The organism is Arsenophonus endosymbiont of Crataerina pallida (genome assembly GCF_964020125.1).
GTDB lineage: Bacteria > Pseudomonadota > Gammaproteobacteria > Enterobacterales > Enterobacteriaceae > Arsenophonus > Arsenophonus nilaparvatae.
The window spans coordinates 1,245,615-1,270,639 of record NZ_OZ026540.1; the positions used below are offsets into that span (position 1 = coordinate 1,245,615).

The 25,025-nt window shown below is 49.0% G+C and carries 34 protein-coding genes; 16 read left to right on the forward strand and 18 right to left on the reverse strand.

Annotated features, from left to right (window positions below; all coding sequences use genetic code 11):
* Window positions 1-2: 2 nt before the first annotated feature.
* Genes AACL31_RS06465 through AACL31_RS06485 form a run of 5 tightly spaced genes read right to left on the reverse strand, consistent with a single transcriptional unit; the run spans window position 3 to window position 2,340 of the window.
* Entirely contained in the window at window positions 3-314 is a 312-nt protein-coding gene (locus AACL31_RS06465; protein WP_310512926.1) for a hypothetical protein, read from the reverse strand.
* 2 nt (window positions 315-316) lie between these two features.
* Entirely contained in the window at window positions 317-640 is a 324-nt protein-coding gene (locus AACL31_RS06470; protein ID WP_310512925.1) for a hypothetical protein, read from the reverse strand.
* Window positions 637-1,260: a hypothetical protein gene (locus AACL31_RS06475; protein WP_310512924.1), complete on the reverse strand. Its 624-nt coding sequence runs from the start codon at window positions 1,258-1,260 to the stop codon at window positions 637-639. The genes AACL31_RS06470 and AACL31_RS06475 overlap by 4 nt, the downstream gene beginning before the upstream one ends.
* On the reverse strand, window positions 1,253-1,972 hold the full coding sequence (locus AACL31_RS06480) for a transglycosylase SLT domain-containing protein (RefSeq protein WP_310512931.1): 720 nt from the start codon (window positions 1,970-1,972) through the stop codon (window positions 1,253-1,255). The genes AACL31_RS06475 and AACL31_RS06480 overlap by 8 nt, the downstream gene beginning before the upstream one ends.
* Window positions 1,973-1,986: 14 nt before the next feature.
* Complete coding sequence (locus tag AACL31_RS06485; RefSeq protein ID WP_310512923.1) at window positions 1,987-2,340, reverse strand: putative holin; 354 nt, start codon at window positions 2,338-2,340, stop codon at window positions 1,987-1,989.
* A gap of 277 nt (window positions 2,341-2,617) precedes the next feature.
* Here AACL31_RS06485 and AACL31_RS06490 point away from each other — a divergent pair, with 277 nt between their 5' ends.
* The gene (locus AACL31_RS06490; protein WP_310512930.1) at window positions 2,618-3,385 is read left to right on the forward strand and encodes a DNA adenine methylase; all 768 of its coding nucleotides are present in this window, start codon (window positions 2,618-2,620) and stop codon (window positions 3,383-3,385) included.
* Window positions 3,386-3,416: 31 nt separating this feature from the next.
* Here the strand turns inward: AACL31_RS06490 and AACL31_RS20970 are convergent, their stop codons facing one another.
* On the reverse strand, window positions 3,417-4,328 hold the full coding sequence (locus AACL31_RS20970; RefSeq protein WP_409013956.1) for a helix-turn-helix domain-containing protein: 912 nt from the start codon (window positions 4,326-4,328) through the stop codon (window positions 3,417-3,419).
* Window positions 4,329-4,591: 263 nt separating this feature from the next.
* Between AACL31_RS20970 and AACL31_RS06500 the strand changes: the two genes are divergently transcribed.
* From AACL31_RS06500 to AACL31_RS06570, 15 genes are all read left to right on the forward strand, one after another.
* A complete protein-coding gene (locus AACL31_RS06500; RefSeq protein WP_310512893.1) occupies window positions 4,592-4,825 on the forward strand; it encodes a hypothetical protein in 234 nt (77 codons plus the stop codon).
* 57 nt (window positions 4,826-4,882) lie between these two features.
* Window positions 4,883-5,203 carry a helix-turn-helix domain-containing protein gene (locus AACL31_RS06505; RefSeq protein WP_310512892.1) on the forward strand — a complete coding sequence of 107 codons (321 nt, stop codon included), beginning with the start codon at window positions 4,883-4,885 and terminating at the stop codon, window positions 5,201-5,203.
* A 12-nt stretch (window positions 5,204-5,215) separates the two neighbouring features.
* The gene (locus AACL31_RS06510) at window positions 5,216-6,169 is read left to right on the forward strand and encodes a DUF3102 domain-containing protein (protein WP_339053856.1); all 954 of its coding nucleotides are present in this window, start codon (window positions 5,216-5,218) and stop codon (window positions 6,167-6,169) included.
* Window positions 6,166-7,953 carry a transposase family protein gene (locus AACL31_RS06515; RefSeq protein WP_339053857.1) on the forward strand — a complete coding sequence of 596 codons (1,788 nt, stop codon included), beginning with the start codon at window positions 6,166-6,168 and terminating at the stop codon, window positions 7,951-7,953. Before AACL31_RS06510 ends, AACL31_RS06515 begins: the two co-directional genes overlap by 4 nt.
* Before the next feature lie 12 nt (window positions 7,954-7,965).
* On the forward strand, window positions 7,966-9,120 hold the full coding sequence (locus tag AACL31_RS06520; RefSeq protein WP_310512889.1) for an AAA family ATPase: 1,155 nt from the start codon (window positions 7,966-7,968) through the stop codon (window positions 9,118-9,120).
* 10 nt (window positions 9,121-9,130) lie between these two features.
* Window positions 9,131-9,433 carry a hypothetical protein gene (locus AACL31_RS06525; protein WP_339053490.1) on the forward strand — a complete coding sequence of 101 codons (303 nt, stop codon included), beginning with the start codon at window positions 9,131-9,133 and terminating at the stop codon, window positions 9,431-9,433.
* A 2-nt stretch (window positions 9,434-9,435) separates the two neighbouring features.
* Window positions 9,436-9,666, forward strand: a complete 231-nt coding sequence (locus AACL31_RS06530) for a hypothetical protein (protein ID WP_310512887.1) — start codon at window positions 9,436-9,438, stop codon at window positions 9,664-9,666.
* Window positions 9,667-9,698: 32 nt separating this feature from the next.
* Entirely contained in the window at window positions 9,699-10,226 is a 528-nt protein-coding gene (locus AACL31_RS06535; protein ID WP_310512886.1) for a host-nuclease inhibitor Gam family protein, read from the forward strand.
* Window positions 10,226-11,215, forward strand: a complete 990-nt coding sequence (locus AACL31_RS06540; protein WP_310512885.1) for a DNA cytosine methyltransferase — start codon at window positions 10,226-10,228, stop codon at window positions 11,213-11,215. Before AACL31_RS06535 ends, AACL31_RS06540 begins: the two co-directional genes overlap by 1 nt.
* On the forward strand, window positions 11,212-11,382 hold the full coding sequence (locus AACL31_RS06545) for a hypothetical protein (RefSeq protein WP_310512884.1): 171 nt from the start codon (window positions 11,212-11,214) through the stop codon (window positions 11,380-11,382). Before AACL31_RS06540 ends, AACL31_RS06545 begins: the two co-directional genes overlap by 4 nt.
* Complete coding sequence (locus AACL31_RS06550) at window positions 11,379-11,612, forward strand: hypothetical protein (protein ID WP_026821890.1); 234 nt, start codon at window positions 11,379-11,381, stop codon at window positions 11,610-11,612. Before AACL31_RS06545 ends, AACL31_RS06550 begins: the two co-directional genes overlap by 4 nt.
* A 16-nt stretch (window positions 11,613-11,628) precedes the next feature.
* Window positions 11,629-11,808, forward strand: coding sequence for a hypothetical protein (locus AACL31_RS06555; RefSeq protein ID WP_310513441.1), 180 nt, complete (start codon window positions 11,629-11,631; stop codon window positions 11,806-11,808).
* 136 nt (window positions 11,809-11,944) lie between these two features.
* Window positions 11,945-12,367, forward strand: a complete 423-nt coding sequence (locus AACL31_RS06560; RefSeq protein WP_310512882.1) for a regulatory protein GemA — start codon at window positions 11,945-11,947, stop codon at window positions 12,365-12,367.
* Window positions 12,361-12,735, forward strand: coding sequence for a Mor transcription activator family protein (locus tag AACL31_RS06565; RefSeq protein WP_026821893.1), 375 nt, complete (start codon window positions 12,361-12,363; stop codon window positions 12,733-12,735). Before AACL31_RS06560 ends, AACL31_RS06565 begins: the two co-directional genes overlap by 7 nt.
* Window positions 12,736-12,988: 253 nt before the next feature.
* Complete coding sequence (locus AACL31_RS06570) at window positions 12,989-13,636, forward strand: hypothetical protein (protein WP_310512881.1); 648 nt, start codon at window positions 12,989-12,991, stop codon at window positions 13,634-13,636.
* Window positions 13,637-13,638: 2 nt separating this feature from the next.
* Here AACL31_RS06570 and AACL31_RS06575 read toward each other — a convergent pair whose 3' ends face one another.
* The 12 genes from AACL31_RS06575 to AACL31_RS06630 all read right to left on the reverse strand — a co-directional run bounded on the left by AACL31_RS06575 (window position 13,639) and on the right by AACL31_RS06630 (window position 25,020).
* The gene (locus tag AACL31_RS06575) at window positions 13,639-13,800 is read right to left on the reverse strand and encodes a hypothetical protein (protein ID WP_339053835.1); all 162 of its coding nucleotides are present in this window, start codon (window positions 13,798-13,800) and stop codon (window positions 13,639-13,641) included.
* A gap of 333 nt (window positions 13,801-14,133) precedes the next feature.
* Window positions 14,134-16,515 carry a hypothetical protein gene (locus AACL31_RS06580; protein WP_339053858.1) on the reverse strand — a complete coding sequence of 794 codons (2,382 nt, stop codon included), beginning with the start codon at window positions 16,513-16,515 and terminating at the stop codon, window positions 14,134-14,136.
* 12 nt (window positions 16,516-16,527) lie between these two features.
* Window positions 16,528-17,028, reverse strand: coding sequence for a hypothetical protein (locus AACL31_RS06585; RefSeq protein WP_339053859.1), 501 nt, complete (start codon window positions 17,026-17,028; stop codon window positions 16,528-16,530).
* A complete protein-coding gene (locus AACL31_RS06590) occupies window positions 17,007-17,501 on the reverse strand; it encodes a hypothetical protein (RefSeq protein ID WP_339053860.1) in 495 nt (164 codons plus the stop codon). The genes AACL31_RS06585 and AACL31_RS06590 overlap by 22 nt, the downstream gene beginning before the upstream one ends.
* A gap of 2 nt (window positions 17,502-17,503) precedes the next feature.
* Window positions 17,504-19,966 (reverse strand): hypothetical protein, encoded by a 2,463-nt coding sequence (locus AACL31_RS06595; protein WP_339053861.1) that lies wholly within the window; start codon window positions 19,964-19,966, stop codon window positions 17,504-17,506.
* Window positions 19,966-20,571, reverse strand: a complete 606-nt coding sequence (locus AACL31_RS06600) for a hypothetical protein (RefSeq protein WP_339053862.1) — start codon at window positions 20,569-20,571, stop codon at window positions 19,966-19,968. The genes AACL31_RS06595 and AACL31_RS06600 overlap by 1 nt, the downstream gene beginning before the upstream one ends.
* A 53-nt stretch (window positions 20,572-20,624) precedes the next feature.
* A complete protein-coding gene (locus tag AACL31_RS06605; protein WP_339053863.1) occupies window positions 20,625-20,933 on the reverse strand; it encodes a hypothetical protein in 309 nt (102 codons plus the stop codon).
* A gap of 8 nt (window positions 20,934-20,941) precedes the next feature.
* A complete protein-coding gene (locus tag AACL31_RS06610) occupies window positions 20,942-21,373 on the reverse strand; it encodes a Bbp16 family capsid cement protein (RefSeq protein WP_339053864.1) in 432 nt (143 codons plus the stop codon).
* 38 nt (window positions 21,374-21,411) lie between these two features.
* The gene (locus AACL31_RS06615; RefSeq protein ID WP_339053865.1) at window positions 21,412-22,392 is read right to left on the reverse strand and encodes a major capsid protein; all 981 of its coding nucleotides are present in this window, start codon (window positions 22,390-22,392) and stop codon (window positions 21,412-21,414) included.
* An 18-nt stretch (window positions 22,393-22,410) separates the two neighbouring features.
* Window positions 22,411-23,061, reverse strand: coding sequence for a peptidase (locus AACL31_RS06620; RefSeq protein ID WP_339053866.1), 651 nt, complete (start codon window positions 23,059-23,061; stop codon window positions 22,411-22,413).
* Entirely contained in the window at window positions 23,048-23,365 is a 318-nt protein-coding gene (locus AACL31_RS06625; RefSeq protein WP_339053867.1) for a hypothetical protein, read from the reverse strand. The genes AACL31_RS06620 and AACL31_RS06625 overlap by 14 nt, the downstream gene beginning before the upstream one ends.
* Complete coding sequence (locus tag AACL31_RS06630) at window positions 23,362-25,020, reverse strand: portal protein (protein ID WP_339053868.1); 1,659 nt, start codon at window positions 25,018-25,020, stop codon at window positions 23,362-23,364. Before AACL31_RS06630 ends, AACL31_RS06625 begins: the two co-directional genes overlap by 4 nt.
* Window positions 25,021-25,025 lie beyond the last annotated feature (5 nt).

The window sequence follows — 25,025 nt, forward strand, 5'->3', positions numbered from 1 at the left end:
CGTCACTCCCTCCAGTATTTGGCCGGGCGGGCAATCCCGGGGATATCGTCGGTGACGTATTCCACCAGATTCACCCCTTCCGGCGTTAGCGTGGCAGTCCAGGCACGTGCTGGCGGTCGGGTCAGGCGAACCAGACTTAAGCCCTCAAGGAACAGTAACTCTTTTTGCAGCTCCAGCATGGTCATGTCCGGGTAGAGCGAATGGCCCACATCCCATAGCAGCCGGTCATTGGCCGGATAGGGCCGTGCCTTGTTGACCACCTGCAGTAACACCCAGCGCAACCCTTCGCGGCGCACCTGTTCGGTCTCTATCATCCTTATCCTCCCGTCACTTGACGCAGTTGTATCGTTTCCAGCTTCTGGTAAATCGCGTCAAGCCGTGACTCCACCACCTGCTGATAATGAATAAATTCGTCGCGCCGGACATAACGCGCCGGCACTTCCACTTTGAACTCCAGGACTTCACGCTCAAGGCGCGACCCTTTATCGGATGCCTCGCGCATTAACCGCTCCAGTGACGCAAACCGCTCGGCCTGGCGCTTTTCCGTCTCCCGGATAAACCAGCGGGCCAGCCCACCCAAAAAGCCTGCCAGTCCGAACAGATAGCTCACCAGTACCCAAAAATCGACCTGTAATGTCATGGTGTTAATCCTTCAATATAATCCAGTAGCCCGTTTACCTGTGCCCGCCAGACCTGACATTGCTGCCCGTTGTCGGTGATATTGGCGAGGATATCGCGCTGGGTGACCGGGCTGGGTCTGAGCGGCTCACCAGCGGGCGCAGTGGGCTGGGGCGTGTTGCCAGCGCCGCCGGGAGCGGCGGCAGCGCCTGAATCATTGGCGTCGGACACACCGAGGGCGGCGTTGTAGTGCTGCACGAAGCCACGAGTAAATACGCAGGACACAGCATGCGGCTGGCCTTTTTCATCCTGCCAACGTTGGGTAACATCATCTATCCGCCGGGTTAATTGTTGGGTTTGAGTGCGAAGCTGCTCAATACGCGTCAGGTAGTCCTGTTCGGCCTGATGGGCGACCCGCACCTGATGGGCAAAACGTTGCTGCAGGACTCGCAGGGCTTGCGCGGCCTGCTCGGCGCGTTGCTTTTCCTGCATTGCAAATGTTTCACGCAGCTGATGGAGGGTTGCCTCGCTCCTCTGCGTTGCCCGATGGCTGCCTTGCGTGTAGCCGTGCCACCAGATGCCCGATAGCAGAGCCATCACCAGCACCCCGCCGAGGCTTTTTAGGCTGACTGAACTAAACACAGCTTGCCCCTCCCCAACTCAGGTAAAGGGGGGCCAGGCTTTTTAAAATGCGGCGTGGATAATGACGATTCTCACGCCAGGCATTCACGCGACGTCCGGCATTGACTCGCTCAATGCTGTCAAACCAGCGGCGGCTATCGTACCCCTGACTTTCCGCCAGACGGCGGTCACGCTGTACCCAGCCCAGGCCACCGTTGTAGGCCGACAGGGTCATCGCCATGCGCTCACAGTCATCAACAGCACTGACACGCTGCCACAGCCAGCGGTCGTAGCTGACCAGCGCCCGGATAGCCCATGCCGGATTAAACGGCTCCCGGCTGTTCAGCCCAGGTACCCGTTGACTAATCCAGTCGGCGGTGGCAGGCATAAACTGTGCCATCCCCTGAGCGCCAAGCGGTGAAACTGCATTTGCTCGCCATCCGCCCTCCTGATGCAGCTGCGCGGCAAAGTCTGCCACTGGCGCAGACATTCCCCATTCGAGGCGCGCATTGCGGATCACATCAGCACGGTACTGCAGGGACGTCTGCGGTGGCTGTGCCGCTCTGGCCTGGCTGAAGAAACCACCGCACCAGAGCAGCCAGGCTACCGTGGCCGAACGAAAGAGCTGCCCCCAGAAACTGTGCTTACTCGTACGGGCCTGCCCGTGGAGGGCTAACTCGATGCCCAGTTTCAGCAGTACCAGCACAGCCCAGACAACCTGAGGCCCGTACATATAGAGAGTCATCGTTAAAGCCCCGTAGCCACAGCCAGGCAAACGGCTGCAACAATCAGCGCCCGGCGCAGTTGTGCAGCAGCAAACACCTGATGGCAGCCGCCGCGCACCGGATGACGGCCCTGCGCCACCTCGGGATGGTCATGGTGCAGGTATTGACCGGGGCGGGCCTTGGGGAACAGCGAGCGGTCAAGCCAGTAACCGACCACCGCCGCCAGGGTAATCAAAGCCAGCTTGTAGAGCACCACCGGTAATTGCTGTGGCGAGACCAGGCCAATCACCAGCAACAAACCGGCAGCGGTGAGCAACCAACCGCTTAATCGCGGGGTGGTTAAGGGCGGTAAGATTAATTTTTTTCGTGTTTTCATCACCATCTCCCTGAGAATCAGGCAGACAGTGTGACAAGGCAGGTCGCTAAACGCTTTTAAAGCGGTTTACTAGTGGGAGGATGGGTGAACGGTTAGGTTAGGCGCAGTCATTAGCCCCTAACGGGGCAAGGGAAAAAGCGCGACCCACCCAGTGCAGTCACACCGGACAGGCCGTCAACACACAGACCGAACCTGTGAGTCAACCGTGGCGCTTTCCGTCCTCGAGGACAGGAAAGAGTCTACACGAATTTCCATTAGTGAAAAAGGCTTACAGACAATGCAGCAACATTTTTTACCGATACTGCCCTGGATAGGCGGTAAACGGCGGCTGGCAAAACAGATTTTACCGCGCTTCCCTGCGCATACCTGCTACGTGGAGCCGTTTTGTGGCGCAGCGGCGCTCTTCTTTATGAAGTCACCGAGCAAAGCGGAAGTGATTAACGATATCAACGGCGAGCTGGTCAATCTCTATCGGGTGCTGAAACACCATCTGGAAGAGTTTATGCGCCAGTTTAAATGGGCGCTGGTCAGCCGAGCGATGTATCAATGGCTAAACATCACGCCGACCGAGACCTTAACCGATATCCAGCGGGCAGCCCGTTTCTATTACCTGCAAAAACAGGCGTTCGGCGGCAAGGTGGCGGATCACACCTTTGGTGTGACCACCACCACTGCGCCACGCTTGAACCTGTTGCGCATGGAAGAAGAGTTATCGCTCGCTCATCTGCGATTATCACGCACCACCATTGAACACCTGGATTGGGCCAGCTGTATTGCCCGTTATGACCGTCCGCACACGCTGTTTTACTGCGACCCGCCGTATTGGGGAACGGAAGGCTATGGCGTCGATTTTGGTCTGGAACAATACGAAAAACTGGCGGGGATGGGACGAGACCTGGCGGGGATGATGATTATTTCGGTCAATGATATTCCTGAAATGCGGGCAGTGTTTCAGGGGTTCGAGATGGAGAGCGTACCGATTCGGTATAGTCTCAATAGCAATCAGCCCACCCAACGGCGTGAGCTGATTATTACCGTCAAATAATCCCTTTTGCGGCCACGAATGCAGGGAAGACTTAAGCGCGGTGACGAGTGGATTTTTTCTCTGCCATTGCAGCCAGGGTACGTTGTGCCACCTCGCGTGTTTCACCAGGGATGTGTCGGAACGTCGTCAATAAAGTGGCTTCCTCCTCATCCCTCACCACATCGAGCGCACTGGCTTCATCGCTGCGCTCACCGGTCATCACATAAAGAAGATCGACTCCTAACGCTTTTGCCGCGATTAAGTAGCCCGCATCCGGATGTCGCTCACTTTTTTCATAATTATACTGAGTGAGCTTTTTAACCCCACAGCGTTCGGCGAAGATCTCCTGGCTAAGCCCCAACCGCAGGCGCTCGGATTTGAGGCGATCTCCCACGCCTTCGAGTGTCAGCGTGACCCACTGCTGGGCATCAACGGGTATTTGTTCATCGCTCGCAGCAACCGACGAGGTTTTGCCCGCCAGTTGTTGGCTTAACTGTTGTAGTTGCTTCTCTTTTTCGGCCACCAGTTGCTGGCTGCGTTTAAGCGCCGCTTCATCTTTACGTAATGTTGCCCGTAATTCCCGTACCGACATCCGGTCAACTTCGTCGAGGGTCAGACCTGCGATAGTGCCGCCTTCGGCGAGTTCAGCGAGGTCTTCATCGTCTTCCAACATCAGCTCATAGAGTTTTGCCTTGCCGAGAGCCGCAAACGTCTGCGCTTTTCCACCTAATTGAGGTGATAAATATTTTAGCGATGCCTTCATCATAATTTGAGCGGTTCTTTCAGCTAGCCCTAACTGGCTTGTTACGATATTTACAAACTCTCCATGCGGCTCATTCTCTTTCAGAATAATCAACCGCTTTCCCGCCTCCAGCATGGCTTCGGCACTTTGTGCCATATAGAAGCGCGCTTCATGCACAATCCTCTCTCGTTCATAGGGCAGCCCATCGCCAAAACGTGCCATCACCTCCTGCTGGGCACTGTTTGCTGCATTTTTTTCAGGGTATGCAATTGCCCCCCCCCCCCGCAATCGTGATATTGTCCGCGGTAGTTACAGACAGGCTGGTTGCCGCTTTTTTCTTTGCCATACAGGTCTCCTTTAGGCCGATAACAGCCAGTGTTTTTTTACGGTAATAAGAAATATACAAAAATAAACAAAAAAGACTTTACAATATTTTGTATACCAATATATATTTATTTTTAACTTTTTATGACGGAGATAACACCATGTCACTGCAACATCCCGCCGATTTTAAGCGCAATTTTTACGAGCATGTCTATCAGCAATATCCTTCAGTCGCTAAGTGGGCACAGGAATCTGGCTTTAAGCCTCATGACATCTATGTGTTACTGAATGGTGCTTGCCAAGGTTCACGCGGAAAAGCCCGTAAAGCAAAACGCGCCATTGAACAGATAGTCGGTTCACCGATGCCACACAGTAAAAAACGCCATAAAACATAACATTCGCCTGTTTCACTGACGGTATCACAATTTCCATTAATGAAAAAGAGGCATCCGATGAAAAACACCTTATTACTGCACCCTTCTTCACGCACACGACGGGCGCTGCGTATTTTAAAAGCCATGAAGGGGCATTACCGTGACGGCCTGTCCAATAAAGCCCTGGCGGAGCTTATCAATGACTCACCCGCCAATATCAGTCGTACTCTGCCATTTTTAGTGGAAGAGGGCATGGTTGAGCAGCGCTTCAATGGGAATTACGCCCTCAGCGAGGAATTGATACAGATTGCCCTGGCCTTTTTCGATGAAACCGAACGGGCGCAAATCAAGATGGCAGAACGACGTGGCCGCTGCGTAGCCTCACCGTCAAAATTGTAAGAGAGAAAAATAATGGGTAGAAAAGCGTTACCGATGACGGCTGAAATCGCTCCCGAACAGCCTTTAGCACCGGATTTAATGAACAACCTTAATGCCCTGGCTGAACATCAGCAGGCCATTATGGAGAAGTACGGCGAGGGCCTGCCCTATGAACGAGAGAGGATTGTACATGAGGCGCGCTTCTATATGGCACAAAGTGCCGAAGCCATGCTGGAGGCGGGAAAGCGGTTGATTATTCTGAAAGAGAATGAGCCGCATGGAGAGTTTGTAAATATCGTAACAAGCCAGTTAGGGCTAGCTGAAAGAACCGCTCAAATTATGATGAAGGCATCGCTAAAATATTTATCACCTCAATTAGGTGGAAAAGCGCAGACGTTTGCGGCTCTCGGCAAGGCAAAACTCTATGAACTGATGTTAGAAGACGATGAAGACCTCGCCGAACTCGCCGAAGGCGGCACCATCGCGGGCTTGACGCTCGATGAGGTCGATCGCATGTCCGTGCGTGAACTAAAAGCAAAACTGCGTGAAACCCGTGACAGCCTGGAAGCCAGCCGCCGCCTAGCCAACGAAAAAGACCAAAAAATCAATGAGCTGAGTGAAAACCGCCTGCTTAATCAGCATCGCCCGTTAGGGGAAGAAGGCATACGCCAGCTCCGTGAAGAAATTGGCCCGGTGGGCTTTGATGTTAAAGCCATATTAATGGGGCGCTTTCGGGAAGGGCTGGAAAAATTGCATAGCCACAGTGGCGATATCACGTCCCATGCTGACTATTTAGCAGGCTTGCTTAATGACATTGAGTTTGAAATCAATGTGTTACGCAGTGATTTTTCGCTCCCCCATCACACCCCATCAGAGACCGTACCAGACTGGGTAAAGGATGATGCAGATGCTGAAGACGCGGATTTTCAGTTACCGGAACACCTGCGTGGTACCGGACAGGATAGCGGCGAGGAGGTGGTGTTATGAACGCCATCCTGACCGAACGCGTACTGGCGATTGCCCAGGCCGCCGAAAAAGCCGGACATGGCGGCAAAGACGCCGTTTATCAGACAGGTTGCCAGGCACTCGGCATTTCCAAAGCCACGCTGCTACGAAAAATCAAACAGGTCAGCGTTAAACCGCCGCGCAAGCAACGGGTGGATTGTGGTACCAGTGCCCTGACACGTGAAGAAGCCCTGCAGATATCTGGCGTGATGATGGCCTCGCATCGCAAGAACGGCAAGCGCCTTTACAGCCTTGAGCAGGCGGTTAATGACCTACGGGCGAACAACCTGATTAATGCTGGGTATATTGATAACGAGACCGGCGAGTGGTTCCCCCTGTCGGTCGATGCCATCAGTCGGGCGCTGTACCAATATCGCCTGCACCCCAACCAGTTACGGGCACCGACCCCGTGCGTCCAGTTAAAAACCGACCACCCCAATCATGTCTGGCAACTGGATGCGTCGCTGTGTGTGCTTTATTACCTGAAAAATCCCGCCAAAGGTCGCACTAAGCGCGATAGCGGCCTGCGCATGATGAGTGAGGCGGAATTTAACAAGAACAAGCCCAAAAATCTCGACCGTATTGTTAACGACCGTGTCTGGTCATTTGAGCTGACCGACCATACCAGCGGCTGGATTTACGCCGAGTACCGCTTTGGCGGCGAAACGACACAAAACTTTACCGATGTACTGATTAATGCCATGCAAGAACGCGGTGGGGCCGACGTCCTGCATGGCGTGCCGCGCATCCTTTATACCGACCCCGGTTGCGCCCTGGTCTCGTCCACCCTGCGCAACCTGTGTAAAACCCTTGGTATTCAACTTATCGCCCATAAAGCCGGTAATGCCCGCGCTACCGGCTCAGTGGAAAAGGCGCGCGACATTCTCGAGTGCCATTTTGAATCCGGCCTGCGGTTTGTGCAAGTCAATCATATTGATGAACTGAACCGCCTGGTCGGGTTATGGCGTAAAAAGTATAACCGCACCGCGCTGCATCGCCGTACCGGCATGACCCGCACCGACTGTTGGCTGCGTATTACCCCTGGACAGTTAATCAAGGCACCGCCCGTTGACGTATGCCGTGAGCTGGCAGTGAGTCTGCCGGAAAGCCGTAAGGTCACGACGCATCTTCGCGTGTCGTTCAGGGGCAGTGAATACGATGTACGGCAAGTCCCTGGCGTTTGCGTAGGCGACACCGTACAGATAGTGCGTAACCCCTGGCGTGACAGTGAGGCGCAGGTGGTCATGATTAATGAGGACGGACTGGAATTCTTTTGCCGGGTGCCGGAAGTGGCGAAAGATGACTACGGCTTTGCCCTCAACAGCCCGACCCTCGGCGAATCGTTCAAAGCATTACCCCACACCCCGACGCAACACCATCTGGCGGAAGTCGAGCAGACCCTGTATGGCACCACCACGCCGGGGGAAACCGCCGCCGTGCAAAAAGCCAACGCCTTACCCTTTGGTGGGCGCTTTAACCCTTATCTTGATAATGAACGCGATACCCCACCCATTTACCTCGCCAAACAGGGGCAGGCATCCACAGTTTGTGCCCCACGTTTTGAAGAACGTTTAAACCCAGTCGTGGTGGTTCAACAGTTGCGGGCGCGTTTTCAGGCGGCGGGCAAGACCTGGCGTAGTGAATTTTACACTACGCTAACCCAGCGCTTCCCGGACGGCATCCCCGCTGGCCAGGTCGACGCGCTGGGTGATGAGTTAATGGCGCAGACGGGCGATGTGGTGGTCAGCCTGGCCAGTCACGGTTAACGGGAGGCCATCATGCTGAAACTGAAAACCCTGTTACAACAACACAACCTGACGCAAGCAGCACTGGCCCGCGCGCTTGACCTTTCCGAGGCGACGCTGGCGCAGATAGTCAATCACCACCAGTGGCCAAAACAGGACACCGACGCGCTAAAACACCGTATCCGGGCCTGGCTGCGTGACCAGGGCATCGCGGCGGACGACTGCTTTGACGGGGTCACGCTTAACGGCAAGGAAAAGTGCCCACTATTTAGCAATGAGGAAGACACCATGTTACTAAAAAAACAGGTATTACTGCCTGCCACCAAAAAGCATTTTGGGCTGTTTCGCGCCCCGTTTGATGACAACGCGGTACAAGGTCATGACGATGTGTTTTTAACCCCTGAAAGCCGTTATGTGCGTGAGGCGTTGTACCAGACCGCCCGTTATGGCGGCTTTATCGCGGTTATCGGTGAATCCGGCTCGGGTAAAAGCACCCTGAGGCGCGACCTGGTTGACCGGATTAACCGGGAACATGCCCCTGTGGTGGTGATTGAACCCTACGTGCTGGCCATGGAAGACAACGACCATCAGGGCAAAACCCTGAAAGCCGCCAGTCTTGCCGAGGCTATTGTTCATACGCTGGCTCCACTGGAAAAGCTCAAACGCTCGCCGGAGGCCCGCTTTCGTCAGCTACACCGGGTATTAAAAGACAGCAGCCGTGCCGGGTACAGCCATGTGCTGGTGATTGAAGAAGCCCATGCGCTGCCCATACCGACCTTAAAGCACCTCAAACGCTTCTTTGAGCTGGAAGACGGCTTTAAAAAACTGCTGTCCATCGTCCTGCTGGGACAACCCGAGCTGGGCGACAAGTTATCTGAGCGCCTGCTGGCGGTCAGGGAAGTGGTACAGCGCTGCGAGGTGATTGACCTGCCGCCACTGGATGAACATCTGGCCGACTTTCTTGACTTCAAATTTAAGCGCGTCGGCGGCGACATGAACAACGTTCTCGGCCCGGATGCGATACCGGCACTACGCCAACGCTTAAGCTGGCTGCGCCCGAAAAAAGACACGCCGGTCAGCCTGCTTTACCCCCTGGCTATCGGCAATCTGGTGACCGCCGCCATGAACCTGGCCGCGCAAAACGCCATCCCGGTTATCGACGCCAATATTATTCACAGTGTGCATTAAGGAGGCTTTTATGCTGAACCCCGCCGTGACCATTAAAAACCCATCAGCGATGACCTACCAGACCATCCAGCAACAGTTCAGGCAATGCCTGTCAGTGATGGACAAACTCAGCCAGGAAGGTTTTATCGTCAGTCAGTTTACCGTTGATGGCTATAGCCGTCCGACCATTACCCTGCTGCATGACCGACGGTGTGATGCCTTACATAAAAAGGGGCATGCCGTTCGCTATGCCCTGGGCACTGACCGTCAGGGCCGCTGGGAAAAATACCAGTTCCTGCAAGATAACTGCCGAATAACCTGGGAGGTACGTTAATCATGACAACACGACCTGTCCGTATTACCGCTCGCCAATCGGTTTATCTGGAAAAAACCGTGGATATTACCGAGCAGGACTATGAAGCCTATTTATCGATTTGCGAAAACTGCCGTGATTTTGATGAACAAGACCAGCGTCTTGGTGAAATCGCGGCCCGATACAACATGAATTTATTTGAGCATATTCAACACAGTGACGCCCTTGAAGACATTATTTTCGAGCGCGTTTAATTCCCGACGTTGTTAATTAAAAGGTAAAAAAGATGGCAAAGAAAATAACGCGGCTTAAAGCCGCGGCGGGTGCCTGCACGCCGCAAACCCGCGAACAGGTGATGGACGATATTAAACGGATGGGCGATATCCAGCGGGAAATGACCCGGCTGGAGACGCAGATTAATGATGAAATCGCACGGTTAACGCATCAGCATGCGGCTGATATTGAGGCCATGAAAGCCCGGATAACCCTGTTACAAAAAGGTATCCAGACCTGGTGCGACGCCAACCGGGAGGGGCTGACCCAAAACGGCAAAACCAAAACCGTTAACCTGATAACCGGCGAGGTGTCATGGCGTAACCGCCCGCCATCCGTCTCCCTTAAAGGGATGGACGATATCCTGCAGGCGCTGGAAGAAAACGGGCAACAGCACTGCATTATTCGCAAGGCACAGGTGGATAAAAATGCCCTGCTAAAAAATCAGGATACCATCAGCTCCCTTAATATTCGCGGCATTACCTTTCATCACCAGCTTGAGGATTTCATTATTACGCCCTTCGAGCAGGAGGTGCAGTAATGTGCGCCTGGTATAACGACACTGACCCCTATGTGGGGCAGTGGCTGCGAAACCTGATAGCCGCCGGGCATATTGCGCCTGGTGATGTCGATGAACGTTCAATCGAGGAGATTAAACCCGATGAGTTACAGGGCTACACCCAGTGTCATTTCTTCGCCGGTATCGGCACCTGGTCATACGCCCTGCGAAAAGCCGGATGGCCCGATGATAAACCCGTGTGGACAGGCAGTTGCCCCTGCCAGCCTTTCAGCGCGGCAGGCAAAGGAAAGGGGTTTACTGATGAGCGGCACTTATGGCCCGCGTTCTTCCACCTCATCCAGCAGTGCAAGCCTGGCGTTGTCTTTGGTGAACAGGTTGCAAGTCAAGACGGATTCGCATGGCTCGACCTTGTACAGACTGACCTGGAAGCAGAGAACTACGCCACAGCAGCGCTTGATTTATGCGCTGCGGGCTTCGGTGCGCCGCACATCAGACAACGACTTTACTGGGTGGCCGACGCCCACCACGCGGGACGGAAAGGATGGCAGGGAATGCCCGAATGTGTCGCTCAATGCCCTACTGGGGAGGGTGGTGTGGTTAACGGGCTGGCCAACGCCGACCGCCGGCAACATAAAAAATGCCTATCAGGACTGGAAGAAAGTTTTGGCCCGAAAACAAGCAGGGAGACAGTCAAATTTACAGGACGTTGCCTGTCTGACGGGATGGACACAAATGACACCACCTGTCCGACTAACGGCTTCTGGCAAGAGGCTGACTGGCTCTTCTGCCGGGATGGCAAGTGGCGGCCAGTTGAACCCGGCACACTCCCGCTGGCTAATGGGATTACCAACAGAGTGGGACGACTGCGCGCCTACGGTAACACCCTCAACGCGCCACAGGCCGAGAACTTCATCGCTGCCTGTATGCACGCCCTGACCCTGGACACCACTAAAACAATCCCACCGTCAAACGTCATTATTACACCCTTGGCGCAGGAGGTGACCTCATGAGCTATCAGGAAATAAAACATCTGCGCCGTCAGATTGAAAGGCACATAAACCGCGCCATGCATCACCTGCGGGCAGACCATTCCGCCGCCGCGTATTGTGAATTTCAAAATGCCTTCGAGATATTGGCCGAACTCATCGTCGACTTAGATAAGGAAAACCCGTTATGAGTATTACCTGCATCAGCTGCCATCAGGCAACCCGACGCCTGAATCCTACCCAGGCAGACATTATCCAACAACCGGAAAGCGGCGAGTGGGGAATTGACCTGCTACTGGCCTGCCCACACTGCGGACAGTCGTATAGCGCCTGGGTACTTAACTGGGATGTCGTGCCACTAAAAGGTATCACGGCAAATTCGCCATCAACGCCACACACTCACCATAAACCCGCCGATTAACGAGGAGGACATCACCATGTGGATATTAATTTTGGCCATGTACGCCAGTCCTTATAGCGATAATGCCTTTTCCACTCTGCATACACAGGAATTTGACACGGAAACCGCCTGTCAACAGGCCGCCAGACTGTTTGCGGAAAAATTTGAAACCTTCAAGGGTATTGATGCCAGGGCAATTTGCGTAAAGAAGTCATAGCGGAAAAGCGACATGTAATTCATTCAATTGTATAATAACGCTATTCATTTTATAATCCTTCAAAACCCGAAGGATTATTTTTTGCTCACTGCATAAGGAACCCTGACCCCGACCACAACGATAAAGGACGCCCCCGATGACCCGACAAAAGTACCTGCAGTTAATCCATATTGCCGCCCACAATCTCAAGCTGGACGACACGACTTACCGCCAGATGCTGCACAGGCTAACCGGGAAAACATCGGCAAAAGCCCTGAATATCGGTCAACTGGCTCAGGTGTTAAACGCCCTGAAAGCCAAAGGCTTCCGCATCCAGCCCCATCACGCCACTACAAAAAAGCAGACTGACCGTCCGCAAATCCAAAAAATGCAAGCCCTGTGGCAGGCAATGGCCCACGAGGGCATTGTCCGTGATGCGTCAGCAACAGCCCTGGCCCATTTTGTTAAACGGGAAACCGGCTGTGATTCGCCTTACTGGCTGGATAGCCAGCAGGCCAGCCAGGTTATCGAGAAACTCAAGCAGTGGCAAAAACGCGTGGCGAGGGCAACATCATGCTAGAGAATACCTTTCGTAGCAAAGGGCCGGAGTTACTGGTTGAGCTGGCCGAACACACCGCCCAGACCGTCAGGCAGATTATCGATGTTGACCCCGCCGTCGCCAGCCAGATAGGCGATGCCGTCGCCAGTCAGATGATGGCGGTCTGGGGTGGGCAGAATGTCTATTTCCCGATGGGGTTGATATGGAAAGTCAGCCAGCGTGACCGGGAGATATTTGCCGACTTCAACGGCCATAACCACCACGCGCTGGCGCGTAAATACAAAGTCTCGCTACAGTGGATTTATTCGGTAGTCAAGCGGGTTAAAAAAGAAGAACTGGCTCGCATCCAGGGCAATCTGTTTGAAGATGAAGATAAGCCGCCTCGATGACCGTTTCTTGTTTCACACAGTGAAACGTCGGAGAGAAAAACATAACCTATACACCAGATAGTGAGTATTGGTTTAATGCTAACCAGACAATAGAAGAATATTTCATATGCTCGATTCATCACTTGTTGTGCAATGAGGGTAAAATTCTCAACGTCATTAAAGGTGTTTACTAGTCTATTTGCCATATGTATACAAGAATGTTCCGCGAGAAAGCACTAATGAGCCCTGGCAACACGGGGCGAAGGAGGACTGAATGATAGAGGCATCGCTGCTGAATCTGTCTTGGGCAACTCTGGTAACACTGGCCTCTGGCTACATCGGTTATTTTATTGCCAATGTTGGCTTGAAACAGCACCATAAGCCTATTGATATCACGTTTACGACCTTGGTCTTTTGTCTTTTACCCGCCGGGCTTTATCATTCAGCAGTGTGGTTGGGGTTCAACACCTACATAGCATCTGTTCCGGCTGTTATCTCTGCTTTTATTGTAGGTTCGGTTTGGCGCAAATACGGCAAGAAATGGATGTATGGCCTCCTGCGGAAATATGATATATCGTGGTCTGACAGCACCAACTCTGCCTGGCAGAGGATGTTTGACCAGCGTGGCTACTATGCTTCGGAAGTCTATGTTTACCTGAAAAATGGCTCAACGCTTTTGTCGGAAGCACCTGGCCACTTTGAAGGGCAACCATGCGGATGCTTTGTTCTGGGAAACGAAAAAGACATTTTGCTCTATGTAACCCATGAAAAAGCGGCTGGCAGCACAGATTGGAAAGAATGCAGTGATGTACTGCATGAAACTTGGGGAGCACTGGCGACTTATGTCCCTGCGGATCAGATAGCGCGGGTACAGGTAAGGAGAACCAAGTTCAAAGAGGCAAGGGTTCTCCCTGAAGAGTAACGTTATTGTCGGGCTGGTCTGGATGGCGGTGGTGTGACTGGTTTAGAAGATGAGTCTGTTTTCTCATTACGAAGCGCATCTTTGTCGAAAACAATCGTCACCATACCTTTGGAGTCGTCAGAGTAGTCAACCCGGTCATGCCTCTGGTCTTTGTTATCACTCATTGCACTTTCCTCACGTAGTATAAGAATCGATGTACTAGCAAACGAGATTCTAGATTATCGTTGAGGAAAGATGCAATGGCAGGTGATTTTGATTCTGTTTTCTCTTTCACATACTGAAAAGTAATTACAGCAGGAAAGCCATCAGGCTCTTCTCCTGACTGAACCGGATACGACTTCAAGCAGCAACATGATTTCAATAATCGGTCGATTTGAGTACTGATTTCTGTTTCACTATGTGAAACTTAATTACCTCACCCGTCCCAGATAGATCCAGTTTGTCCCAGGTAGATCCACATTTATCGCACGTTTCCCTTTTAAATATCTCACGTCCTATCAAGCCGATGAATAGCCACTTTTGCCTAACGTCGCGGCAATGCTCTTCCATTCATTTTTCACTGCTTTATCAAATTCATCACTGCTCATTCCCCACGGTAACATGATCTTACCCATACCTTGATAATCATGAATACCACCGGTTGCGATATTAATCGCTTGCGTCCAGGCATCGTTATCCAGTTCAGCGTTAATATCGCCCTTTTTTGACATTAAGGCTGCATAAACATCTTTCGTCACCTCAAAGGCTTTATTGGCACCGCCTATATCGCCGGCAAAGGCATCGCCCACTTTATCAGCAAAGTTTTCTCTCAATTCGGTATCTTTAGGAAAGATAAATTTTTCCGTACCTTTATCTGATGTTCTGATCATATTACCCTGCACAATCAACTGAGCTGCCTCAGTAGGCGTTACGGTAATATCACTACTGAATCGATTATGTTGTGCCGTTATATTGGTCGGTTTATTCATGATCATGCCAGCCACGGCAAGCGAAGTATCAGATTTACTGATTTGCTTTAATGCTGCCGTATAGCTCTGATTATTTTTAAGCCCCTGGCGGATCGCATCCAGATACTCAATTTTCTGACTGGCCGGTGCTTTGTCTAATAGCTGAGATAAAATCGTCTGTTCCTGAGCTGAGAAAATAGTTAACGGTGTTTGATAACCTTTTGCGATGTCAGCAACATGGGTTGATCTTTGATTAAGTGAATCGGTAAATGAACCAATATTAGAGAAGTCTAACTTGTTAATTTGTTGCCTATCGATGCCGAACTGGATCGGATCGGCTGTTCTTGTTTTATTAACGTTATTGATTGCCTGATTTAACAGATCGTAACGCTTCCAATTATTAGCCGCATCGTCATCACCGGTTGGCTTTTTCGCCGCTAATAATGCTAATTGTGCTGCTGGTGAAAGATATTGCACGGTGGCAATATCTGCCGCCAACTCTTGATTATGCTGAAATTGCTCATACTCTTTTATGCCATTATGTTCACCATAAGCATATTGGAACTCATCCAGTGAAGGAGAATTGCTATAAGGTAATCCCCGTAACACCATTGCATTGGCATCTTTAATTTTATCCGTTAAGCTATTTTTAAATTCCTGCCGCTGTTTATTTTGTACCGTTTCCCCTTGCTTACGTAGCTGGTATTGCTGCACAGGAGTTAATAACGGCCACCAGGGACTATTACCCGCTGTCGAACTAGCTACTTGCTGTTGGTATTGCTTAACATCCGGTTCAGCTATACGAGTTAATCCTAATGCCGCCTGTAAGCCGGTATTTATCTGTCCATCGGTTAGGCTATGTTTGCCTTCGTGATGCATGATGGCGGTTGCCAGCGATTTCAAAGTCGCAATATTGGTGACATCGATCGGCACATTAGCATCGATGTTCATTCGTCCGGCAACATCGGCAATATAAGCCTCGGTGTTATTACCGTCACTTTTAGGTGCCCATCGATGAATAATCTGATTGAGGGTAACCACACCTTTATCTCGGTATGCGAGCAAGTTTTTTCCTAATGCCCTAACGCCATGCTCTGGCGTGGCAAATTGAACATATTCGCCATCATCACCAATTTGCCCATCCCAGATATTGTCTGAAACGCGTAAGTTGCCAGGATTATTATTACGGCCACCGCGATTATCCGCCGGGTTACTAGGTACCCGCATCGTGCCATGCACATCAGAAGGCTCACCAATAGTCTGTAAGGTCTGCATAGCATCACTTGCCATGGCATTTTGTGCAGCCAGCCAGGCTACCTGATTTTTAAATTTGCCAACATTGGCGATGATCTCCTCTTCACTTTGGCCACGAGAGCGACCAAAGGTCACAATGTTATGTTCACCCAGTGTTAGATGGCTAATAAACGCTTTTCGATCCTGAAAGCTGGTTGCCGCATTCTTGGCGATCATTTCCATTGAACCTTTATGCGTACTCGTCTCAAACGCTTGAATCTGGCCTATTTGGTAACGATTAATCTGCGTGGCATATTGGCGATTTAGTACATTGGCCTGTTTGTTAAAATCTTCTCTGGCACCTTCCGGTAATGAAGCCATTAGCTCTTCTCTTTTGCTGCTGAGACTGGCCATCACTTCATCTGATTGCCCCATAGCATTACGACCTTGTTTGCTATACAGACCGGTTTGTGGATTATTCAGTTGCTCGTCGGCGTAGGTTTGCCATTGCAGTAACGCATCCTGCGATAAGGCAACATTGGCTTTTTGCTTCGCCTCAGCAAAAACTTGGCCATACTGCCCGACGGCTTCGCCGATACCCGCACCAAAATCATTTGGGGAAGAACGAACCGTCAGGCCATTATTTGGCATCGCCGTTGAACGCACTTGACGATCTTTATAGGTAGGCACAATTGGCATTATTGGTTACCTCTATTTTTTATTGCCTGAAGATAGATCCCATGCGCCACCCGCCGTACGGTAAACGCTATAAGCTTTTATCGGTGCCGTCAGTAACGTATTCATGGCGCCCATATTGCCTTGCCAGCGTGACATTTTGCCATTAAGCCGTTCGTTTCTGGCCTGCATTTGATAACCATAAGCTTCACGCTTCGAATTATTCACCAGAGTGAGCGCATCCAACTCACCCATAGCTGCCGTATCAGCCAATAAATCCAGTGAGCCAGTTGAGTCTAAATCAATCCCACTAGCAGCCATCGCGGCGGTCTGAGAGCCCATTAATTGACGTGTTTTTGAGCGTTGATTTCCGGCTGCAACATTGCCGCGATTAATCGCGTCGGAGGCGGATTGTTCGTTTAGTCTAGCGTTTTGATTAGCCACCTCAGCATTAAATTTGCCCGATTGATATTGACTATAAGCTTGCATACCCGATGAAATGAGCATCGTGGCCGCTAATGCAATGGGGTTACACATGATTCAACTCTCATAGAAAAACGATGAAAAGGATAGTTGAGCACACCAGTAGGTTTGGCTTCTTCAAGTTTAAAACCGAGCCAATGCAGCCAACCTTTTGCCACATGATTACGTGCATCAACATAATTTATTAATTCTGGGTAAATGGCTAACATCGAGTTAAGTACTGGCCGGCAACGTCTGAGAAAGATTTTTTGATACTTCTCCAATAAATCAGAACCCACTAACCAGGGCACACCAATGCCAGTTAACATAGAGCCTGGCGATACACCAAAGATGGTGATTACCTCACCATCAATAATACCGGCCCATGCTTTTGTTGATTGCAAGATCCCTTTTTCCAATACCTCACGCGGCGACAACATCGACATGGCATAAAATTCATCAATATCCGCTTGTCGGACACGAGATAATAACGGTGCGATATGTTGCATAGTGGCGTTAATAATCTGTACATCATGCTGCTTACCCATATTCAGAAACCACCAACATCTAAGCGAGGGATGACCGCTAAAATAGACAATGGAAGTGGATCGGTTTGACGTACATAAACCCGACCGTTTTTGCTCCAGGTAGCATCCAGATTGATTTCAACAATACCGGTCGCGTCATCAACCGGATTATCATAGAATTCAAATTCTCGCTGAGCGTATTCATATAAGCGTTCTTTCTCGGTGCCGGCCCAGATCCCACGACTAGTGTTAACAATCAGACTGGCTGATTTCATTAATTTCTTTTTATCCAGTAAGGTCTCTTGGCCGTTAATATGAATATCGAGGGTTTCCATTTCGCTTACATAAGGCAAACCAACATGTACCACCACCGCCGGATCATCCAATGTGATGGCGTCCTTATTCACCAACTTAGGCGACAAAACATTAGCGTCCGCTAATACATTGACCGTTTTATCTGCTAAATGAGCTAAGCCCGTAAACACAAAGCGCGCAAATCCCCAATGGCTGGTGGCTCTGTTTTGTAATAAAACAGGCACATCTCTATTGACTAACACGCTAACTTTATTGCAATCGATAACCTTAACGATACGACAGCGCAATACTTTGTTTTCGTCGTCTTCAAAATAGGGGAGATGGATTTCATTATCGATATCGCTATCTTTAAATGTTGCGCTACCGGTTATTGTCAACGTAAAGTCATTCTGATATGACCAATCTTTTGCGCTTGTCATTAGCGTCACTGATTTAGTGGTATCGCTATTACGACCGTCATAAGATAAACCTGAATCAACAAAAAATGCCTCCTCCGTCTGCTTAAATAACCGACTGGATAAACGCTCTACATAACGAATGGGTTTACCCTTAATGGTTCGGCAAACCACAAAGTACACCGCATCTTCCGTCCCTTCACTAATACTGCATGTTGATTCAAATTGGCCGTCAGTATGTTGCGGTGCCCAGGCAAAAACTTGTTGCTCTCGCAGATAGGTTAGCGTCAGTAATTTGCCATCATCACGAATACACCAGGCAATTGAATAGGGAACAATTGAAAAAGCCCAGTCAATAATCTGGTACTTTTGGAAGAGATGATTAGCCAAAATAGTGAGATCAGAGCCCTGATAGCCATCAACGTCAAATGAATAGGCCAAATCACGCACAGCGCTACCTTTCTCTTGAATATATAACGCAATATTGGCGACAGATATTGGCGGTACATTACTGCAGCCGTTAGCACCTTGTGACGAAAAGGAAAAACTACTCGGGGTTAATACTTTGTTTTGATCACCAGTAATTTGATATTCACCACCAGAGGTTAATGCCATCAGTGAACCTACATCAATCAAATGGCGAATTTCATTCACTTGGCGGCCAGCATAGGTATAAATAATCCGATCGTCATCTTGGATTGGATTATTACGGCCAAAATCTTTGTAATCACCGCTACGACTTGCCCAGATGGTTTGTGGGTATGCTCGTGAACTGGCAAAAAATAATCGCTGTTGATAATAGACAACAGTACTCGGATAACCGGTTACTTCATTCCAGGCAAATCTGGCCCATTTATAACTGGTTTTATCTTTACCTACCACATTTGACGGAATAGTCGCTATCACCGTGCCGGTTGCGGTTTTGCCATCACTGCCAACTGACTCAATCTTGACGATACCAAAACCACTATGCAGGTATAGCCATTGAATACCAGTTTCACCGCCCCAACCATCCCATGCCATGCCCTCTGTATGCGAGGGTCTTAAGGTGCCGCTTTTACCTGCTGTGTTAGCACGATAGTAATTATTCCCCGCCCGCCGCTGATCATCTTTGGCGGTTTTTTTATCGGTTTCCCATACTGGAACTGCATCAACTGAGGGTTGTTCTAAATAAAACTGTTTGCCTAGCTGCTCTTTACCAAAAATGGCATGGGTGGCAGTCAGGGTAATTTTTCCAGTACTGCCACTGGCGTAGACCTTTTTCCCTTTATCAATATTAATGTCCTCAAATGGGCCATTATTGGTCTCTACTGCTACCAATTTCCAGTCATCATGATTGTAGCGCTGCAACTCCATCGGCGGGTAATTGGCATGCACAATAGTCATCACATCGGCCGATTGGGTAAACTTCAAATTAAATAAATCTGCTTCAACATAAGGGGTTGGTAGTTCAAATATCTTGCCTTTATTGGCACCACTGGAATATAAAACCTGGCCACCATCTTTGAAAACGCGCAGATACTTATCGCCCAACTCCAGTGCATAAGTTTGTACAATACTGAACTGAAACGGGATAAGCCGACACTTTTTATTGCCATATTTAGTCGCTGCAATAAAACGGGTACCTGGCCGATTTTCAATCCCACCAAATTGGCGAATCAGAAAATTTTCACATTTGCGTAATGCTAACGCATATTTAGCTAGATCAACCCGCCCATATAGACTAGGGGCAATTTCACCCCCAGAGAAACTAGGCTGAATAATACTAAATGGCATTATGACAACCTCGCAGCAGTAAACTCATCGATATAATCTATTGGTTCGGATGATTCACTTAATGAGTGAGCCGCCGCATTTTCAATCGCCAATTGATACAACTGAAAAGATTCATTACCAATATTGGCGTTTGATGCCAATGAGCGCGCCAACTCTGCCGATAAGCGCCAGGCTAACGCATCAATAAAAATGGCATCAAACATATTGACGTCAGTCACTTTAGCCACATAGTGCAACCAGGCTTTTGGTTGATCACAATAAATTAATTTGCTGGTTCCGGCTTCATCTGAGCCAACCTGAAAATTAATCGCCTGATCCGGGCGGCTATATTTTTCACCGGGTCGAATGATGGCAATTGCTTTCATACAATCATTCGGATAACTATAAGCATATCGCCATTCAGGCGGTGAGTTTCCGCTGTCAGCTAAAGCGATCCGTTTTAAGGCAAAATTCCACGGAAAATCAGTCAGCACCGTATCGCGACAGTGGGGGTAATGTAATGAACACTGTTCTGCTTCTTTGCTTTTTTCACGAAAGCTATTAATAAAACGGCTATTACCTACCCGACTTAAAGCTAAATTGCAGATTTCAATTTCTGATGCCATCCTTTGATCTCCAAAAAAAAAAAGGGGCTTAAGCCCCCCTTTCGTCGCGGGGGCTAAACCCCTAACTCTTTTCGTTTAGCGTCTATCTCACTACGTAATTTATCTGCCCCCGCTTTATGGTGTGGGCTTTGGCCAAATAATTGCCGATATTCATCACGTAACGCTGCCAATTCTGGTTCAACACCATCATCTGGTTGACTATTATCTCGCTTATTTTCATGCTCTTTTTTTGACTTATAGGAGGTCTTAGTCTCGATAAGTTCAAGGTTATTACCGGCAATACCGTCATATTCAACCAGTTCATCAGGATAAAGCAGACGGCCATTGATAAATGATTTTTTCAATACCTTATATTGCGACATGTCACACCCTATTGACTGACTACAGGATAAATCGGATGGGCATCAACCGTTAAGTTGATCCCCGCGGTAAAGCTGCCAGCAGTGAGTGAGCCGTTAGCCACGACATACCGTAGACGCATATAGCGCTGTGAACCTTCTGGAATTACCGCGCTGATGCGCTCGCCCGCCACCAGTTTGGCTACCGGTTTTGCATCGGATTGGAACATCACATGAGGGTTAGCAAAGTCTTTTGTTCGGGCAGTTTCCAGTACAAATTGCACCGTGACATCGTCTGCTGCGGCAGCCGTTTCACTGGCTTGGATAAATAACGTCAATGGTTCACCAATGCCAACATCGCGGAATTCACCCATAATAGGCGATAAATCAATGATAGATTCACTTTCCGCCGAAGCAGTAACTTTTTGATCAAGTGAAAAAAGTGTCTCTTTATCTAAAATCATGTCTCTTACTCCTGATTAGAAAACAGTTCTGCGCTGGCTTATTTAACCTGGCTTTCAGTCGCTAAAATAGTATCAACACGACGGACTGGAATTTCATCGAACGAAACCACTTTTTTGCCGGCCACTTCTTGCATCGAGATATTGACGTTCTTGCTATTTTTAATTTGCCGACGCATCCAACTGCGGATCTGCTGATTGCAATAAATTGCCGGGCGACCCAGTGAAAGATTAGGGATTTTCTCTATTGCCTGAATCAATAAATCCGGTAAATCAAGAGAGTCTGGCGCTTCGGGATCTTTTTTCAATTTGGCAATATCAACATTGGCAATCCGCACCACATAGCGCCAGTCACGGACGGTTAGGCCATTTTTCCATTGAAAGTGGGTTCGATAACCTTCGTATTTGCCTTTATTGGCATCTTCAAGTGTTACTTGCCCTTTATGATCTTGCTGCAAGCCAACCTTTGAACCTTTTGGATAAATACCATGGACGGTATTTTCCCCCCATACCACTAACCAGATTGACGTGAGATTACTTCCCGTCCCACCAGCATCAATAATATTGACGCCATTTTTCGCCTTACTATCATTGAAACGCGCTGAGAAACCAGTAAATCGCTGAGGATGAACCCTAGTGTCACCATAAATCAGCGTTTCTGCCATTTGCTGATTCATTGATTCCAAAAAAGATAATGACTCAGAAAGCAAAAATTCGGTTTTTTGCCCATTTAAATCGGCTAAATCTTTATCCACCTCGGAATAGGTTTCTAACATTCCGATACTATCGGTAACTTGTGCGGTGGTCGATTTACTGGGAGGTACACCATAATTCAGCAGACGCCAGGTTGCTTCTGGTAGACCGGTACGAATAGTTGTGCGATGACCGGTCGGTTGATTGGCTTCAACAAAAACCATGTCATCAAGGATCTCATTGGTTTGACTCAACAATTCGACGATCTTAGCTTGTTTATTATCAGGGCCTTGACGTTTAGCCCAGTCAATTAGTGTTAATGCAGGCATGTGTATCTCTCCTATACCCTATTTGCTATCACCAAAAAGAACATCAGCTGTGCTAATTTGGCCGTTATTATTACCGGTCACCATACTGTCCTCGGCCATCGCTTGGCCGATATTGGCAAAAACGCGAATTAACTCAGGATGATTTCCCAAACCGGTATCATTCAAATACTGTTTAAGATCCGGTGAGCCAAATTTTTCCAGCGCTTTTTGCGCATGATTAATTGACTCAACAGAGCCTAATTGTTGATCGTCATTGACCGTCTTAACCCAGCTGTCAATCTGTTGTTGCCATTGTTCCGCCTGCTGTTTGATCACTTGCGGCATGATTTTGGCACCATAGAGATCAACTAATTTTTGTGCCTGCTCATTCGTTAAATTCAAATCACGAGCAATCGGCTCAAACTCTTTTACCGCTGCAACATCAAGCTGCTGTCCTTCGCTGACTTTAAAGTTATATTTGTCGAGCCCGTTAGCCGGTTTTTCTGCTGTATTGTTTGGCTTAACTTCAGCCGGTTTATTAGTATTCTCGTTATCATTGCTGTTCGCGGGTAGCGTATTCATTTCTGCTGGTGGTTTTTCGGTTGGCATGTTTGTGCCACCACCTTCGCCACCTTCTGGAGAGAGTTGGTCACAAAAACCACTATTTAATAAACGTTCAAACAAACTCATTGTTTTTCTCCTGCTCTTTGCGTGCTTCTTCTGCCATTAACAGATACCGTTCAGGGCAGATAGTCATAATGTCGTTAAACAGCGCCAGTCCTCGATTTCGATTACCTTCATTAAATGCAGTCACATAGGGATCGTGGCTAAAGGAGGAAGAGAAAACACCGCTAATAGTCAGTTGCAACCAGATAAATCGACGTCCTTGTTCTGATAACATCACATGTTTGAGATCTTCCGCTTCTCGCTCTATTTTCAAGCGCTGTTTAACTCTTTCCTGTGCTGATAATTGATCATCAAAAAAATCGTTCATTGCGCACCACCCGCCAGTGCCGATAATGCACTCTCCTTATCCATTGAGGTATTACTCAAAGTTTGAGCACCATCAATAGCCGCCTGCGCCATTTGCATTTGTTGCATCTGCGCTTGCTGTTCGGCCCGTTGCTGACGGATAGCCGCAACCTGATCATTAGAAGAAACCATTGTCGGTGATACGCCGATAGCGCCTGCATAAGCGTCGATCATTTCATCGGTGTTCAATTTATCCAACGCCTCTGGTTTCATCTGCGCTAAACCACCAACGAAACCAACAAAGCGCTCAATGCTGCTGACACCGATCGCTTTTTGCGCCTGTGCCATCACCGAGATATATTCAACTTTAAGTTGAGTACCTTGTAACTCTTCTGGCGGGATAGGCAATAAGGCATTGCGAGCCATAATTGAGAATGTGCGATTAATCAGCTTGTCCAACAGTTCAGAATCAAGCCGTTGCAGAACTGGCCCTAACATCAATAATTTTTCTTCCCTCATTTCTACCACTGCTTCCACTGGCATCGAGCGGGTATTAATGGTTTGCATCATACGAAATAGATCAACAAAATAGGCTGACTCAATGCGTGTTCGGGTATCGGCAATATCTTGAATTAAGCTATTAATATCAGGATTGATTTGAAAAACCGGCTTGATCATCTGATCTGGTGTGGCCATGCTGACGTAGTTAATACCGCCTGGAATTAAACTCACGCGTTGGTTTTTTAACGTAGCAGGCACATTTACTGGCGGGTTGGTGATTTTATCAATCATCTGCGCTTTGCGTTTTTGTAACAGTTGTAACGCCTTCGCACTACCCAGTGCTATCATGCCAGGACAAGATGAGCCGTATACATCCTCGCCATTGACTTCCCAGCGGGGGGACATAATTGGAAACTCATCAAAATCCGATTCACGCAAAATGGTTTCATTATCACCGCCCATCTCAAAATAAACCGATTTAAAGCGTTTATTTTTTGCACTCATCTGGCCATTGGTGTGATTTAAATTTGGGTAGACAGCATGAATCACTGGCAGCCATTGATTATATTGTGCTGACTCCCATAAGCTTTTCACTTGAGAACTGACATGCTCAAAACCAAATTCCATTACGATTTGCCTGACCGTCATACTAAACTCACGAAAGGTGGTATCAACGGTCAGATCGGGATTATTGGCAATATAGAAACTGCCGGTTGGAAATGGCACGGTTCTAATAATCCGCGCACTGTCTTCCAACACAGCCATCGCACCGGTAGCAAATGTGCCAATGTCGGCATAAAGCTGTGGCAATGATTGATAGATATTTGAACGATTGAAAACTTCATTCATCCGTTCTTCAACCGTTTCTAACCATATTTTTACCGGACTGTAATTCATCATGTCCGGATCTGGCGTTGCTAACCTAAACCATTTGCGCGCTGGGCTGGTGATGCCTGACATCATGCCACTGGATAAGATGCGTGAAGCTTCAACTGCTGTTGGATCAATTATGGTTGTATTGCGCTTATCACCGCGATTAACCTCAGAAGCAATAAAACGAGTACTACGTGGACGAGTGAAGCTAGCAAGTTCACGCCAATGCGGTTCAAATGATTGACGCTCACTTTTTAGTTGTGCAAATTGAGATAACAAATCTTGCTTTAAACTCATATCCACATCCT

Excerpts from the sequence above, each read along its gene's own strand:
- AACL31_RS20970 (WP_409013956.1), bottom strand. The coding sequence starts at position 4,328 with ATGGCACGTTTTGGCGATGGGCTGCCCTATGAACGAGAGAGGATTGTG.
- AACL31_RS06585 (WP_339053859.1), bottom strand. The coding sequence starts at position 17,028 with ATGTGTAACCCCATTGCATTAGCGGCCACGATGCTCATTTCATCGGGT.
- AACL31_RS06580 (WP_339053858.1), bottom strand. The coding sequence starts at position 16,515 with ATGCCAATTGTGCCTACCTATAAAGATCGTCAAGTGCGTTCAACGGCG.
- AACL31_RS06470 (WP_310512925.1), bottom strand. The coding sequence starts at position 640 with ATGACATTACAGGTCGATTTTTGGGTACTGGTGAGCTATCTGTTCGGA.
- AACL31_RS06615 (WP_339053865.1), bottom strand. The coding sequence starts at position 22,392 with ATGCCTGCATTAACACTAATTGACTGGGCTAAACGTCAAGGCCCTGAT.
- AACL31_RS06485 (WP_310512923.1), bottom strand. The coding sequence starts at position 2,340 with ATGAAAACACGAAAAAAATTAATCTTACCGCCCTTAACCACCCCGCGA.
- AACL31_RS06520 (WP_310512889.1), top strand. The coding sequence starts at position 7,966 with ATGCTGAAACTGAAAACCCTGTTACAACAACACAACCTGACGCAAGCA.
- AACL31_RS06570 (WP_310512881.1), top strand. The coding sequence starts at position 12,989 with ATGATAGAGGCATCGCTGCTGAATCTGTCTTGGGCAACTCTGGTAACA.
- AACL31_RS06555 (WP_310513441.1), top strand. The coding sequence starts at position 11,629 with ATGTGGATATTAATTTTGGCCATGTACGCCAGTCCTTATAGCGATAAT.
- AACL31_RS06490 (WP_310512930.1), top strand. The coding sequence starts at position 2,618 with ATGCAGCAACATTTTTTACCGATACTGCCCTGGATAGGCGGTAAACGG.
- AACL31_RS06480 (WP_310512931.1), bottom strand. The coding sequence starts at position 1,972 with ATGTACGGGCCTCAGGTTGTCTGGGCTGTGCTGGTACTGCTGAAACTG.
- AACL31_RS06625 (WP_339053867.1), bottom strand. The coding sequence starts at position 23,365 with ATGAACGATTTTTTTGATGATCAATTATCAGCACAGGAAAGAGTTAAA.
- AACL31_RS06535 (WP_310512886.1), top strand. The coding sequence starts at position 9,699 with ATGGCAAAGAAAATAACGCGGCTTAAAGCCGCGGCGGGTGCCTGCACG.
- AACL31_RS06500 (WP_310512893.1), top strand. The coding sequence starts at position 4,592 with ATGTCACTGCAACATCCCGCCGATTTTAAGCGCAATTTTTACGAGCAT.
- AACL31_RS06560 (WP_310512882.1), top strand. The coding sequence starts at position 11,945 with ATGACCCGACAAAAGTACCTGCAGTTAATCCATATTGCCGCCCACAAT.
- AACL31_RS06595 (WP_339053861.1), bottom strand. The coding sequence starts at position 19,966 with ATGCCATTTAGTATTATTCAGCCTAGTTTCTCTGGGGGTGAAATTGCC.
- AACL31_RS06540 (WP_310512885.1), top strand. The coding sequence starts at position 10,226 with ATGTGCGCCTGGTATAACGACACTGACCCCTATGTGGGGCAGTGGCTG.
- AACL31_RS06515 (WP_339053857.1), top strand. The coding sequence starts at position 6,166 with ATGAACGCCATCCTGACCGAACGCGTACTGGCGATTGCCCAGGCCGCC.
- AACL31_RS06620 (WP_339053866.1), bottom strand. The coding sequence starts at position 23,061 with ATGAGTTTGTTTGAACGTTTATTAAATAGTGGTTTTTGTGACCAACTC.
- AACL31_RS06465 (WP_310512926.1), bottom strand. The coding sequence starts at position 314 with ATGATAGAGACCGAACAGGTGCGCCGCGAAGGGTTGCGCTGGGTGTTA.
- AACL31_RS06530 (WP_310512887.1), top strand. The coding sequence starts at position 9,436 with ATGACAACACGACCTGTCCGTATTACCGCTCGCCAATCGGTTTATCTG.
- AACL31_RS06610 (WP_339053864.1), bottom strand. The coding sequence starts at position 21,373 with ATGATTTTAGATAAAGAGACACTTTTTTCACTTGATCAAAAAGTTACT.
- AACL31_RS06565 (WP_026821893.1), top strand. The coding sequence starts at position 12,361 with ATGCTAGAGAATACCTTTCGTAGCAAAGGGCCGGAGTTACTGGTTGAG.
- AACL31_RS06605 (WP_339053863.1), bottom strand. The coding sequence starts at position 20,933 with ATGTCGCAATATAAGGTATTGAAAAAATCATTTATCAATGGCCGTCTG.
- AACL31_RS06525 (WP_339053490.1), top strand. The coding sequence starts at position 9,131 with ATGCTGAACCCCGCCGTGACCATTAAAAACCCATCAGCGATGACCTAC.
- AACL31_RS06600 (WP_339053862.1), bottom strand. The coding sequence starts at position 20,571 with ATGGCATCAGAAATTGAAATCTGCAATTTAGCTTTAAGTCGGGTAGGT.
- AACL31_RS06550 (WP_026821890.1), top strand. The coding sequence starts at position 11,379 with ATGAGTATTACCTGCATCAGCTGCCATCAGGCAACCCGACGCCTGAAT.
- AACL31_RS06505 (WP_310512892.1), top strand. The coding sequence starts at position 4,883 with ATGAAAAACACCTTATTACTGCACCCTTCTTCACGCACACGACGGGCG.
- AACL31_RS06510 (WP_339053856.1), top strand. The coding sequence starts at position 5,216 with ATGGGTAGAAAAGCGTTACCGATGACGGCTGAAATCGCTCCCGAACAG.
- AACL31_RS06575 (WP_339053835.1), bottom strand. The coding sequence starts at position 13,800 with ATGAGTGATAACAAAGACCAGAGGCATGACCGGGTTGACTACTCTGAC.
- AACL31_RS06545 (WP_310512884.1), top strand. The coding sequence starts at position 11,212 with ATGAGCTATCAGGAAATAAAACATCTGCGCCGTCAGATTGAAAGGCAC.
- AACL31_RS06590 (WP_339053860.1), bottom strand. The coding sequence starts at position 17,501 with ATGGGTAAGCAGCATGATGTACAGATTATTAACGCCACTATGCAACAT.